12 protein-coding genes and 1 tRNA gene are annotated in these 11,988 nt (G+C 68.8%); 7 read left to right on the forward strand and 6 right to left on the reverse strand.

What is annotated here, in order from left to right; all coding sequences use genetic code 11:
* Positions 1–87: 87 nt before the first annotated feature.
* On the reverse strand, positions 88–1,662 hold the full coding sequence (locus tag AAEX60_RS14620; RefSeq protein WP_342104365.1) for a helicase HerA-like domain-containing protein: 1,575 nt from the start codon (positions 1,660–1,662) through the stop codon (positions 88–90).
* A gap of 109 nt (positions 1,663–1,771) precedes the next feature.
* On the opposite strand from AAEX60_RS14620, the gene AAEX60_RS14625 reads away from it, so the two are divergent.
* Together AAEX60_RS14625 and AAEX60_RS14630 are read left to right on the forward strand one after the other, a co-directional pair.
* On the forward strand, positions 1,772–2,065 hold the full coding sequence (locus AAEX60_RS14625) for a type II toxin-antitoxin system VapB family antitoxin (protein WP_342104367.1): 294 nt from the start codon (positions 1,772–1,774) through the stop codon (positions 2,063–2,065).
* A gap of 43 nt (positions 2,066–2,108) precedes the next feature.
* Positions 2,109–2,621: a LytR C-terminal domain-containing protein gene (locus AAEX60_RS14630; protein ID WP_342104369.1), complete on the forward strand. Its 513-nt coding sequence runs from the start codon at positions 2,109–2,111 to the stop codon at positions 2,619–2,621.
* Positions 2,622–2,961: 340 nt separating this feature from the next.
* Here AAEX60_RS14630 and AAEX60_RS14635 read toward each other — a convergent pair whose 3' ends face one another.
* Positions 2,962–4,458 carry a potassium/proton antiporter gene (locus AAEX60_RS14635; protein ID WP_342104371.1) on the reverse strand — a complete coding sequence of 499 codons (1,497 nt, stop codon included), beginning with the start codon at positions 4,456–4,458 and terminating at the stop codon, positions 2,962–2,964.
* Between the two features lie 252 nt (positions 4,459–4,710).
* On the opposite strand from AAEX60_RS14635, the gene AAEX60_RS14640 reads away from it, so the two are divergent.
* On the forward strand, positions 4,711–6,369 hold the full coding sequence (locus AAEX60_RS14640; RefSeq protein ID WP_342104373.1) for an oligosaccharide flippase family protein: 1,659 nt from the start codon (positions 4,711–4,713) through the stop codon (positions 6,367–6,369).
* A gap of 71 nt (positions 6,370–6,440) precedes the next feature.
* Here the strand turns inward: AAEX60_RS14640 and AAEX60_RS14645 are convergent.
* From AAEX60_RS14645 to AAEX60_RS14655, 3 genes are all read right to left on the reverse strand, one after another.
* Positions 6,441–6,528: transfer RNA gene (locus tag AAEX60_RS14645), tRNA-Ser, on the reverse strand.
* A 256-nt stretch (positions 6,529–6,784) separates the two neighbouring features.
* Complete coding sequence (locus AAEX60_RS14650; RefSeq protein ID WP_342104374.1) at positions 6,785–7,228, reverse strand: nucleoside deaminase; 444 nt, start codon at positions 7,226–7,228, stop codon at positions 6,785–6,787.
* Positions 7,229–7,252: 24 nt separating this feature from the next.
* Positions 7,253–7,975, reverse strand: coding sequence for a tRNA adenosine deaminase-associated protein (locus tag AAEX60_RS14655; protein WP_342104376.1), 723 nt, complete (start codon positions 7,973–7,975; stop codon positions 7,253–7,255).
* A 125-nt stretch (positions 7,976–8,100) separates the two neighbouring features.
* On the opposite strand from AAEX60_RS14655, the gene upp reads away from it, so the two are divergent.
* Positions 8,101–8,760, forward strand: a complete 660-nt coding sequence (upp, locus tag AAEX60_RS14660) for a uracil phosphoribosyltransferase (RefSeq protein WP_342104378.1) — start codon at positions 8,101–8,103, stop codon at positions 8,758–8,760.
* An 85-nt stretch (positions 8,761–8,845) separates the two neighbouring features.
* Here the strand turns inward: upp and AAEX60_RS14665 are convergent, their stop codons facing one another.
* Positions 8,846–10,228 (reverse strand): NAD(P)/FAD-dependent oxidoreductase, encoded by a 1,383-nt coding sequence (locus AAEX60_RS14665; protein WP_342104380.1) that lies wholly within the window; start codon positions 10,226–10,228, stop codon positions 8,846–8,848.
* A gap of 159 nt (positions 10,229–10,387) precedes the next feature.
* Here AAEX60_RS14665 and AAEX60_RS14670 point away from each other — a divergent pair, with 159 nt between their 5' ends.
* From AAEX60_RS14670 to AAEX60_RS14680, 3 genes are all read left to right on the forward strand, one after another.
* Positions 10,388–10,927 carry a hypothetical protein gene (locus tag AAEX60_RS14670; protein WP_342104382.1) on the forward strand — a complete coding sequence of 180 codons (540 nt, stop codon included), beginning with the start codon at positions 10,388–10,390 and terminating at the stop codon, positions 10,925–10,927.
* 76 nt (positions 10,928–11,003) lie between these two features.
* Positions 11,004–11,489 (forward strand): NUDIX hydrolase, encoded by a 486-nt coding sequence (locus AAEX60_RS14675; RefSeq protein ID WP_342104384.1) that lies wholly within the window; start codon positions 11,004–11,006, stop codon positions 11,487–11,489.
* A 50-nt stretch (positions 11,490–11,539) separates the two neighbouring features.
* The gene (locus tag AAEX60_RS14680) at positions 11,540–11,755 is read left to right on the forward strand and encodes a hypothetical protein (protein WP_342104386.1); all 216 of its coding nucleotides are present in this window, start codon (positions 11,540–11,542) and stop codon (positions 11,753–11,755) included.
* The last annotated feature ends 233 nt before the right edge of the window (positions 11,756–11,988 follow it).

Consider the following 11,988-nt stretch of genomic DNA (forward strand, 5'->3'; position numbering starts at 1 on the left):
AGCCTCGACCGGCTCGGCCGCCGTGGCCGTGTCATGTCGACACACCGGCGGCCGAACCGGCCGAGGCCTCCTCGTGCGGGCCGTGCCTCAGCGGCGCCCGGTCTTGAACAGACCTCGGACGATCTCCCGCCCCGCCGAGCGGGCGAACTGCTTGAACACGCTGGAGCCGACCACCTGCTCCACGATGCCCTTCTCCTCCCGGGCCCGGCCGCGCGGGGCGGCGGCGCGCTCGGCAGCGGCCTGCGCCTTGTCCAGCTTGGCCTGCTCCTTGGCCGCGGCCTCCGCGGCGGCGGCGTCCGCGGCGGCCGTGATCTTGGCGGACAGGATCTCGGTGGCCGATTCCCGGTTGACCGCGGTGCCGTACTTGGCCTGCAGCGGGCTGGCCGCCACCGCGGCCGCCAACTCCGCCTCCGGGGTGGGCGCCATCAGGGTCTGCGGCGCGCGCATCCGGGTCCAGGCCACCGGCGTCGGGGCGCCGTCGGGGTCCATCACGGTGACGATCGCCTCGCCGATCCCCAGCTGCTGCAGGGTCTCGGCCAGGTCATAGTGGCTCTTGGGGAAGGTGGCGACGGTCTGCTTCAGCGCCTTGGCGTCATTGGGGGTGTGGGCACGCAGCTGGTGCTGCACCCGGGAGCCCAGCTGGGCCAGCACCTCCTCGGGCACGTCCTTGGGGGTCTGGGTGACGAAGAAGACACCGACCCCCTTGGACCGGATCAACCGCACGGTCTGGGCAATCGCATCCAGGAAGGCGTCGCTGGCGCCGTCGAACAGCAGGTGCGCCTCGTCGAAGAAGAAGACCAGCTTGGGCTTGTCCACGTCGCCCACCTCGGGCAGGTCGTGGAAGAGGTCCGCCAGCAGCCACATCAGGAAGGTGCTGAACAGGGCCGGGCGGTCGACGAGGTTGGGCAGCTCCAGCAGCGAGATGATCCCGCGGCCGTCCGGCGCGGTGCGCAGCAGGTCATTGGAGTCGAACTCCGGCTCCCCGAAGAAGGCGTCGGCGCCCTGGCTGGACAGCGTGACGATCTCGCGCAGGATGACGCCGACCGTGGCCGCGGACAGGCCGCCGATCCCCTTCAGCTCCGCCTTGCCCTCGTCGCTGGTCAGCCAGGTGAGCAGGGTCTGCAGGTCCTCCAGGTCCAGCAGGCCGAGGCCCTTGGTGTCGGCGTAGTGGAAGACCAGCCCCAGCGAACTCTCCTGGGTGTCGTTCAGACCCAGCACCTTGCTCAGCAGCACAGGGCCGAAACTGTTCACGGTGGCGCGCAGCGGCACGCCGTGCCCCTGCCCACCCAGGGCGTAGAACTCGACGGGATTTGCCACCCCCTGCCAGTCCTGCCCGATCGCCTGGGTGCGCTGCAGCAGCTTGTCCGAGCTCTGACCGGCGCTGGCCAGACCCGACAGGTCACCCTTGATGTCCGCGGCGAAGACGGGGACGCCGGCATTGCTGATCTGCTCGGCCATCAGCTGCAGGGTCTTGGTCTTGCCGGTACCCGTCGCGCCGGCCACCAGGCCGTGCCGGTTCAGCATCCCTAGCGGGATCCGGATCTTGGCCTCGGGGACCGGCTGGCCGCCGTCGGCCAGCACGCCCAGCTCGATGGCCGGCTCGTCGAAGGTGTAGCCCTGGGTGATGGTCTCGACGGGCGTCGTTGCTGCTGCATCAGTCATGGTCCAAGCGTGGCACAAGCCACCGACAAATCCCGCGCAACCCCAGCCCTGGCGCCCCCAATGGCGTGGTCGCCCGCCCGCCAAAGCCCCGGGCGGATAAGCTCGAAGCGTGATCTTCAAGCGAGTTGGCGAGTCCCGTCCCTATCCGGACCATGGCTATGTGCAGAAGCAGTGGGCTGCCATCGCCCCCCACCAGGTGCGCCTGGATGAGTTAGTCACCACCAAGCGCACGCTGGACCTGGAAGCCCTGCTGGAGGAGGATTCCACCTTCTACGGGGACCTGTTTGCCCACGTCGTGAGCTACCGCGGGGAGCTCTACCTGGAGGACGGGCTGCACCGTGCCCTGCGCGCCGCGCTGCAGCAGCGTCAGACCATGCACGCCCGAGTGCTGGAACTCGAGTAACATTCACCTGTAATTCCCCGCAGCTTCGACGACAGGAGAGACAGTGCAGCGGTATGTGCGCCTGTTCGGCACGCCCATCACCCTGCTGGTGCTGCTCGGCATCCTGGTCTTCGGGGCGCGCTGGGGTTGGAAGAATGTCATTGCCCCCGCGCCGCCGGCACCGCTGATCCCGTGCACCGAGCAGAACGTCGGCAAGGCGCTCACGGCCCAGCACGTCAGCGTCAAGGTCTTCAATGGCGGCAGCCGCTCCGGGCTGGCCAGTACCGTCGGCACCCAGCTCAAGGGCGTCGGCTTCAAGGTGGTCAAGACCGGCAACACCGACGTCGAGGTGAGCGCCCCCCAGATCATTGGTGCGGCCGTGGACAATCCCGAGGTCAAGCTGGTGGCCGGCTTCTTCCCGGGCGCCCAGATCAAGGCCGACGGGCGGGCCGACCACACCGTCGAGGTGCTGGTGGGCAACCAGAAGACCAACTTCAACCCCAAGGCCCCGGCGTCGATCGCCGTCACCACGCCGACGGTCTGCCTCCCGGCCCCGATCGCCACCCCCACCCCGTAACGCGGATCCACTGCACGGTCCCCAATCCCGTCGAGGGGGTCCCGAGCCTGTCGAGGAGTCCCAACCACGGCCCCCGAGACTGTCGAAGGGATCCGCCCCAAGCCTGCCGAGGGGCCCCAGCCACGGCCCCCGAGCCCGTCCAGCGACCCAACCACGGCCCCGAGCCTGTCGAGGGGCGGTGCGCACTCCCCGATCCCAGCCGCATTGGTCATCCGTCCCGTCATCCCGATAGAGCGCTGAGCGGGGTCCAGTGCCTCTGAGGCACCGGGGTGCGGCCAGCACTCTTCCGGGAAAACTGGCCAAGCGTCCAGATTGGGCGGGGGCGTATGGCCCCGTCGGATCACACCCGGATGTCGTGCCAACGGGCCAGGCGGCCACCGCGGCCAATCTCGGTCAGCCGTCGCTCCACCTCACGCCGGTGCTTCTCGGGCGTGACAATCAGCAGCTCGTCGCCGAAGTAGAGCCGGGTGTCGCCGTGCGGGGCAAAGGAACGCGGACCGCGGATGATCAGCGAGACCACCGCATTGCGCGGCAGCCGCAATTCCCGGATCTGCACCCCGGACAGCATCGAGCCCTCGGGAATCCTGATCTGCAACAGGTCCGCCGCGATCTTGTCCAGCGGGGCCGCCTCGATGTCCACGTCGTGGGCGGCATTCGGATCGGCCAGGCCCAGCTTGCGTCCGGCCCAGGGCAGGGTGGGCCCCTGCAGGCTGGTGAAGACGATCACGAAGACCAGCACGATGTCGAAGAGCAGGTCCGCATCGGGCACCCGGGCCGACATCGGCACCGTGGCCAGGATGATCGGCACCGCTCCGCGCAGGCCGGCCCAGGAGACGAACAGCTGTTCCCGCAGGGGGATCCGGAACCAGCTCAGCGAGCTGAAGACCGACACCGGGCGCACCACGACGGTGAGGAAGAGGCCGGCCATGACCCCGGCCCACACCGCGTGCAGGCTGATCCGGCCGGGGTTGGCCAGCAGACCGAGCATCACGAACAGCCCGATCTGGGCGATCCAGCCGACCCCCTCCGCGAAGGAACGAGTGGCATGCCGGTGCGGCAATTTTCCGTTGCCCAGCACGACGGCACACACATAGACCGCGGCGAAGCCGGAGACATGCAGCGCCACCCCGGTGCCGTAGGTGGCCACCGCCCAGGCCATCGCCGCCAGCGGGTAGAGACCCGACGACGGCAGGGCGATCCGGCGCAGCACCGCGACGCCCAGCAGCCCCAGCAGAACCCCCAGCAGCACACCGCCGGCCAGTTCCCCGACCACCAGGGCCAGCAGACCCGCCGCGCCGCCGGGCGGTGACTTCCCCAGCGCCAGCTCCGAGGCCGCGGCCACCAGGAGCACCGTCGGGGCGTCGTTGAGCCCGGATTCGGCCTCCAGCACCGCCCGAACCCGGCTGGGCAGGGGAACCCCGCGCAGCACCGCGAAGACCGCGGCCGAATCGGTGGGTGCGGTGACCGCCCCCAGCAGCAGCGCGACGGCCCAGGGCAGGGCCAGCACAAAGTGGCCGAACAGCGTCATCAGGCCGATGCTCACCCCGATCCCCAGGGTGGCCAGCAGGCCGGCGGCGCCGATGGCGGGGCGGATGTTGGCCCATTTGGTGGTGAAGCCGCCCTCGGCCAGGATGAGCACCAGGGCGGCGAAGCCCAGGCCATGAGCCAGGTCCGCGTCGTTGAAGGCAAAGCCCAGCCCGCTGTTGCCCATCGCCATCCCCAAAAAGAGGAAGAGCAGCAGGGCGGGCAGGCCCAGCCGGGAACCCAGCCGGGCGGCGAAGATGGCCACCAGGGAGACGACCGCGCCAATCAGCAGGGCGAGGTCGATCGTCGGCATGGCGTCATTCTTCCAGACCCGGGCAAGCCGCTGGCCATGCTGGACATTCGCTGGCCGTTGGCCGCGAATTCATCACAAACTTCTGTCCGGCACCGATCGTCGGCCATACTGGGAGGCGTTGCCCGTTTCCAGCGGAAGCGGGGCCAGGCGTCACGGCAGACGGGGACTGCGCACGAGCTTGGGAAGCCGTGTCCCCCGACGGCCGACCTTGCACCTGCCTGACAGTCAACATTCTCGGGGGAGAGGAAGAACATGGTGGACGCCGGAGGTCCGGTCGAGAGACCGGCCGCACGACGCGCACTGCCGGATCCGGACGCGCTGGACCTGCCGTCGGAGGCGGCAACGGGCACCAGCACCGTCGGCGTGCTGCCGCGACGCGCGGACGGTGATCCCGACGACGGCGTGCTGACCGACCCCACTGCCGCCACCTCCGACGACGTCGCCCAGAACCTGGGCAGCAAGGTGGCCCAGGGCGCCAAGTGGAGCATGCTGGGCAACATCATCACCCGCGCCGGCTCGCTGGTGGTGGGCATCGTGGTGGCCAACCTGATCGGCTCCGCCGGGGTGGGTGTCTTCGCCGTCGCCATGACCGTGGGGCAGATGCTGCTCACCTTCATCGACATGGGCCTGGGCACCGATCTGGTCCGGGGCAGCGACGAGGAGATGGAGCGCAAGGCGCCCACCGTCGCCACCCTGGGGATGATCCTGTGCAGCATGGGCGCGCTGGTGCTGGTGGTGGGCGGCGAACTGATCGCCCGGGCACTGGGCACCCCCGATGCCACCCGTCTACTGCAGGTCTACTCGCTGATGGTTTTCATCGGTGGGTTGGCAATCGTGCCGCAGGCCCTGCTGGTCCGACGGCTGGACCAGCGCCACCTGGCCTTCGCCCTGATCTCCAACTTCGTGGTCAGCAATGCCATCATCCTGTCCCTGCTGCTGGCCAGCGACGTCGGCGTGCTGGCCCTGCCGATTGGTGCCGTGGCCGGGATGGCGGTGGAGGTCTTCCTGTTCTACGTCTTCTCCGGACGCGGCCTGCGCTTCGGCTGGGACCGCGAGGTGCTCCGCCCGGCCCTGGGCTTCGGTCTGCCGGTGGCCGGCTCCAACCTGCTGCAGGTGATGCTGAGCAATGTGGACAAGCTGGTGGTGGCGCCCGTTCTGGGTCCCGTCCGGCTGGGTCATTACACGATGGCCTCGAATGTCGCCAACTGGCCGGTCTCGGTCTTCGGCCTGGTGGTGCGCTCGGTGGCGCTGCCCGCCTTCGCCCACACCAAGCCCGCTGCCCGGGAGCCGATCCTCACCCTGGGTTCGCAGCTGACCTGGTTGATCGCTTTCCCCGTCGGGCTGATGCTGGCGCTGTTCTCCCACGACGTGATCCTCTTCTTCTACAACCCGGACTTCGCCAGGTCGATTCCGCTGCTGGCCCTGCTGGGTCTGTACGGCGCGCTCCGGGTGATGTTCGACACCTGGACCGGCTACCTGTACGCTCGCGGAAACTCCCGCGCCGTGCTGCACGCCAGCATCGGCTGGGTGGTGGTGCTGTTCGCGTCGACGTGGATTGCCGCCCGCACCTGGGGCACCGAGGGGGCCGCGATGGCCCAGATCTTCACCGTCGTCGCCGTGGCCCTGCCCATCTTCCTGTGGTCCGTGCACAAGGCCGGTGGCAGCGTGCGGGACATCTTCAAGAGCCTGCTGCCCGCCACCCTGGCGTCGATCCCGGCCGCGGTGGTCAGCGTCGCACTCTCCCGCTGGGTGGACACCTTCACCCTGACCGGAAACCTGCGGATCGACTCGATGATCGGCCTGGCCGTCGGCGGCCTGAGCTTCCTGGCGATCTACCTGCCCCTGGTCTACAAGCGGGTCCGCGCCAGCATCGCGGCGATGCGTACCCCCGCCCCGGCCGAGGAGTCCTGAGCGGGTTGGCGGCAGGCAGACCGCGCAGGCAACGCAAGAAGGGCCCCGGGATTCCCGGGGCCCTTCTGTTCTGGCGGTGACGGAGGGATTTGAACCCTCGGTGGCTTGCACCACACTCGCTTTCGAGGCGAGCTCTTTCGGCCGCTCAGACACGTCACCGCCGAAAAGTTTGCCACAGTTCACCGCTCGTTCGCCAATCGAATGGGTGTGGGTACCGGCCCGGGCCCGACCTCCCACCGCGGCCAACCATCCTTCCCTCGCCCGGGGCCAGTCCCATCCACGGCCGCGGCGGGGAGGCCGGCTCCCCAAACCGGGAGAGTCAACGCTGTGGGTGCGCGCTCACCGCACCGCGGGGGCGGGCCCCGCCCGCGCGTCGGAACAGGCTGGGCGGAGCGGCCTCAACGACTTCGGGTATTCACCGGGGCGGAGCCCCCGTGCGGCCGAAGAAGTCCCGCAGGAGGGCGCCGCACTCGTCGGCACGGATTCCGCCCCGCACCTCGGGGCGATGGTTGAGACGCGGATCGCGGACGACGTCGAACAGGGAGGCCACCGCGCCCGCCTTCTCGTCGTATGCCCCGAAGACCAGGGTCTGGACCCGGGAGAGCACGATGGCGCCGGCGCACATGGTGCAAGGCTCCAGGGTGACCACCAGGGTGCAGCCCTCCAGCCGCCACTCCCCCCGCTGCTCGGCGGCACGGCGCAGGGCCAGCACCTCGGCATGGCCGGTGGGGTCGCCGGTCAGCTCGCGCTCATTGCCGGCCTGCGCCAGCACTTCACCGTCGGGGCCCAGCAGCACGGCTCCGATCGGCACATCACCGTGCGTCGCCGCCAACCGGGCCTGGGCCAACGCGACGTCCATCGCCGCGTCCCATCGGCTCGCCACTCAGCGCTGGCCCTTGATGGCCCGATCGAACTGGGGCAAGAACTTCATCTTGTTGGCGATCTGGCGCAGCAGCTCGTCGGAGTCCTCGTCGAGGTTCTCCGCGATCGCCTCCATGTCGAACTCACTGACGCCCTGGTCGGCCAGGATCCCCAGGTCGCCCATCGCCTCGGAGTCGTCATCGGGATCCGGAATGTCCTCACCCAGGTAGTCGGCGACGTCGCGGGCGATCGGCCAGTCGTTGGCCGCCACCGCATCGCTGAGCAGCACCTGGACGGTGCGGCCGCGCACCCGGCAAAGCACAAAGAACTCGCCGGCGATGGACACCATGCCCACCGCACCCGCGTCGCCGGGGATCCGGCGGAGCTGGGTCATGAACTCGTCGAGGTCATTGGCCAGGTCGCTGGCCATCGGCAGCGCGACGGCCTGGGAGTCCTCCCGGTAGAGAGCCACCACCAGGTCGATCTCCTCCTCGGTGGCATCATCCAGGTCATCGTCGAGGTCGTCATCATCGTCCTCGTCGTCGCCGTCATCCTCGTCGAGATCGTCCTCGTCCTCGTCGAGATCGTCCTCGTCCTCGTCGTCGTCGAGGTCATCGTCATCCTCGTCGTCGTCGAGATCCTCGGCGGAGGACTCATCGAAGTCGTCGACGTCCTCATCCAGATAGGGGGACGGTGTCTTCTCGCCAGCCTCGAAGGGGTCCACCTCATCGTCGAACGTGGTCATGGTTCCTCCTTGGCCGTGGGCTGCGCTTCCATCCTCGCAGACCAGTCAACCCCAATTCCCCGGACTTTGCAGCCCAGCCTCAAGCCGCCGTCGAGCCGACCCCCCGCACTGCGCGCACCTGCCGGATGTGGGACAGTGGGGGCGTGGAACTGCGCGTACTCGACCATCCCCTGGTGACCCACAAGCTCACCCTGCTGCGGGACAAGAAGACCGATTCACCGACCTTCCGCCACCTGGTGGAGGAATTGGTGACCCTGCTCAGCTATGAGGCGACGCGCGAGGTGCGGGTGACCCCCGTCGACGTCGAGACCCCCGTTGCGAAGACCCGCGGGCTGGAACTGAGCAATCCCAAGCCGCTGGTGGTGCCGATCCTGCGCGCCGGCCTGGGGATGCTGGAGGGCATGATGCGGATGATGCCCACCGCCGAGGTGGGCTTCGTCGGAATGGTGCGCAATGAGGAGACCTTCGAGCCGATGACCTATGCGGAGCGGCTCCCGCAGGATCTCTCCGCCCGGCAGTGCTACGTCCTGGACCCGATGTTGGCCACCGGCGGTTCCCTGGGCGGCTGCGTGGAATTCCTGGTCAACCGGGGCGCCGACCACATCACCTGCATCTGCATCCTGGCCGCTCCGGAAGGCATCGAGAACTTCCGCAAGCTGGTGGAGCACCTGGAGGTGCCCTGCACCCTGGTGATCGCCGGCGTCGACGAGAAGCTGAACGAGCACGGCTACATCGTGCCCGGGCTGGGCGACGCGGGCGACCGGCTCTACGGCCTGGCCGACTGAGCCGGACGACCGACCCGGACGACCGATCGGACCCCACGGGCTGCTGCCCGTGGGGTTCGATCCTTTGTTGGCCCGGTGCCCGGCGTCAGCCGATGGTGGGTTCCACCTTGTCCTCCACCTTGCCCGGCTGCTGGGTGCCGGTGACGGTGGGGTGGAAGTCGTCGCCCAGCTGCTGGACCGCCAGGCGTGCCACCAACTGTTGACGCGTCGTGATCCGCTCCGAACGGGCGCCGCCCACGAAGGCGATCGCCCAATGGACCAGCGTCGTGAACTGCGCCTTGAAGCCCACGATGTAGAGCAGGTGCAGCGCCAACCACGCCACCCAGGCGGGGAAACCGGTGAGTTCCACCTTGCCCGCCTTCATCACGGCACCGAACTTGCTGATCACCGCCATGGATCCCTTGTCGCGGTAGCGGAAGGGACGGGTGACCGGCTTGCCCGTCACCTCACCGATGATCCGGTCCGCGGCATACTGGCCGGCCTGGATGGCCACCTGCGCGACCCCGGGCAGCTTGTCCAGGCTCATCATGTCCCCCACGACGTAGACCTCCGGATGCCCGGGGACGGTGCAGTCCCGGTTGACCTGCAACCGCCCGGCCCGGTCCACCTCCGCCTCGGACTGCTCCGCAAGCATCCGCCCCAAGGGGCTCGCCTGCACGCCGGCGGCCCACACCTTGCACCCCGCCTCCAGGCGCTCAGTGCGCTCGTCGGAGTACTTGAGGTCCAGCCCATTCTCGTCGACGCCGGTGACCATCGCACCCAGCTTCACCTCGACGCCAATCTCCTCCAGCTTCTCCTTCGCCTTGCCGGACAGGCGCTCACCGAAGGGCGGCAGCACCCGGTCCGCGGCATCCAGCAGCAGGACCCGGGCCTTGGAGGGGTCGATTCGGCGATACTCCCCCTTCACCGTCTGGCTGGTGAGCTCCCGGATCTGGCCGGCCATCTCGACGCCGGTCGGCCCGGCACCCACCACCACGAAGGTCAGCAGACGCTCGCGCTCCTGCTCGTCCTCGGTGAGTTCGGCGACCTCCAGGGAGCCAAAGATCCGGGCGCGCAGCTCCAGTGCGTCGTCGATGCTCTTCATGCCGGGCGCATAGACCGCGAAGTGGTCATTGCCGAAGTAGCTCTGGCCAGCACCGGCGGCGACGATCAGGTGGTCATAGCTGAGCTCGGTGGTGGTGCCCAGCGCCTCCGCGTGGACGGTGCGGGCGTCGAGGTTGATGTCGGTCACCTCACTGAGCAGCACCCGGACGTTGTCCTGGTCCTTGAGGATCTCGCGAGTGGCCGGCGCGATCTCGCCGGGCGAGAGGATGCCGGTGGCCACCTGGTAAAGCAGCGGCTGGAAGAGGTGGTGGGTGGTCTTGGCCACCAGGGTGATTTCGACATCGGCTCCGGCCAGCCGCTTGGCGGCGAACAGCCCGCCGAAGCCGGATCCGATGATGACGACGTGGGGACGGGAGTGGTTCATGGCTCTCCTGAGCAGGCCTCGCCCGAAGGCTGGGGAAGGGGTTCGGGGCGAGGCTAGCCTCCCCTTCCAAAGAGGAACAATCCCCCGGGACGTACCCGCCTGCGCCGCGGCATGTCGAGGAAGCTCGAGGCCCGCGGTGCCCCCTCTAGGATCAAGACCATGGACGCGACCGAAACAGTCTCTCCCACAGGCGTCGAGGCCGCGCTCACCCGAAGGGAATACCTTCGCCGTCGGTACTTGAGCCTGGGCACCGGGGAACTGGTGGCTGCAGTTACCTTCGCGGGTGTCTTCGGGCTCTACACCTCCACGAGCAGCTCGCTGCGGCCCGCAGCCCCGATCCTCTGGCTGTCCATCCTCCCGCTTGAGTTCATCCTCACCCAGGGCGGGATCTACTGGCTGGCCGCCAGGGACTGGGTGAAGCGATCATGCATGCCGCCCCTGCTGGCAGGCTCGTTCGCGGTCCTGACGTGGGCCAATCCGCTGCTCCTGCTGGCGGCCGTCGGCATGCTTGCCTGGCAACGGCCAGCCGGGTCCGCAGCGGCCCTGGCCGTGGCTTGCGTCGTCTTCGGAGCGATCGAGTACGTCAACTACTTCTGGATCCGCCTGTCCTATCCGTGGAAGTCCTGGGCACGGCAGGTGACACAGTGGCGACGCTCGCGCCTCCGGCAGGATCTGGAGACAGCCCGCATCTCCAGATGAGTCACGGCAGGGAGCCCGAGTCCACGCGGCTCGGCGAATGTGCGCGGGACCCCCGCGGGAGAGCATGCTTGTGCGCGTGGCCCAGCATCGAACCTCCCTCCCCGCCCAGCCGCCGACGGTACCCATCTCCTGCGGCGCGATCCTGCTCGACGGCCAGGGAAAACTGCTGATCGTCAAGCCCACCTACAAGTCGGGGTGGAGCATTCCCGGTGGCCAGATGCAGTCCGACGGGGAGTCCCCGTGGGAGGCCTGCCAGCGGGAGGTCTTCGAGGAGACCGCGCTGCGCATTCGCCGGGGTCGGCTGGTGGTGATCGACACCCGGCCGCATGAGGGCCGGCAGCTGGGGCTGCGTTTCCTCTTCCACTGCGGCACGGTCGCACCCGCCGATGCCGCTCGGATCCGAATCGACCGGCACGAGATTGGTGAATACCGCTTCGCTCCGGTTGGGGAAGCGCTGGAACTACTGCGCCCCGCGATTTCACGCCGGGTGGCCGTCGGGCTGAATGCGCGCTCGTGCGTCTACCTGGAGGACGGCCAGCGCAATCCCGCGGTGATCGGCTGATCCACACGATGGCGGGTGCCTTCCAGCGGGCCGCTGCGCTTGTCTGACCGGTGACCAGCATCGAGGAGATCTTCCCGCCCTTTGCCCTCCGGGTGCGCTGCGGACCCGTCGAACTGGCCAGTGTGCGTGAGGACAACCCATCCCAGGTCGCCGAGCTGGTTGCGAGCGGGATCTACGACGGACCGCTGCCCTTCCGGAGCCGCTGGGCCGAGGCCCCCGCCGATGAGCTGCCGACCGATCTCAACCAGTTCGACTGGAGCAAGTAATGGGACAGCGGGTACTGCTGCTGCCCGAGAACTTCGTCCGCGCGCCGTATCCGCTGGAGGTGGAGGGGGCCGACGCTTCTACGCCTTCATCGGCTTGTGACCCGTCGTACACCCACCCCTCGCCAGGCTCGGGGACCGTGGTGTCCTCCCTGCCGAGGCAACCCCGATGGCCGACCTTGCCGACGCCGTCCCACGGTCCGCACCGGGAGCTTCCCGGTTGCCCGCAACCCGAC

The organism is Luteococcus sp. H101, assembly GCF_038433155.1.
Taxonomy (GTDB): Bacteria; Actinomycetota; Actinomycetes; order Propionibacteriales; family Propionibacteriaceae; genus Luteococcus.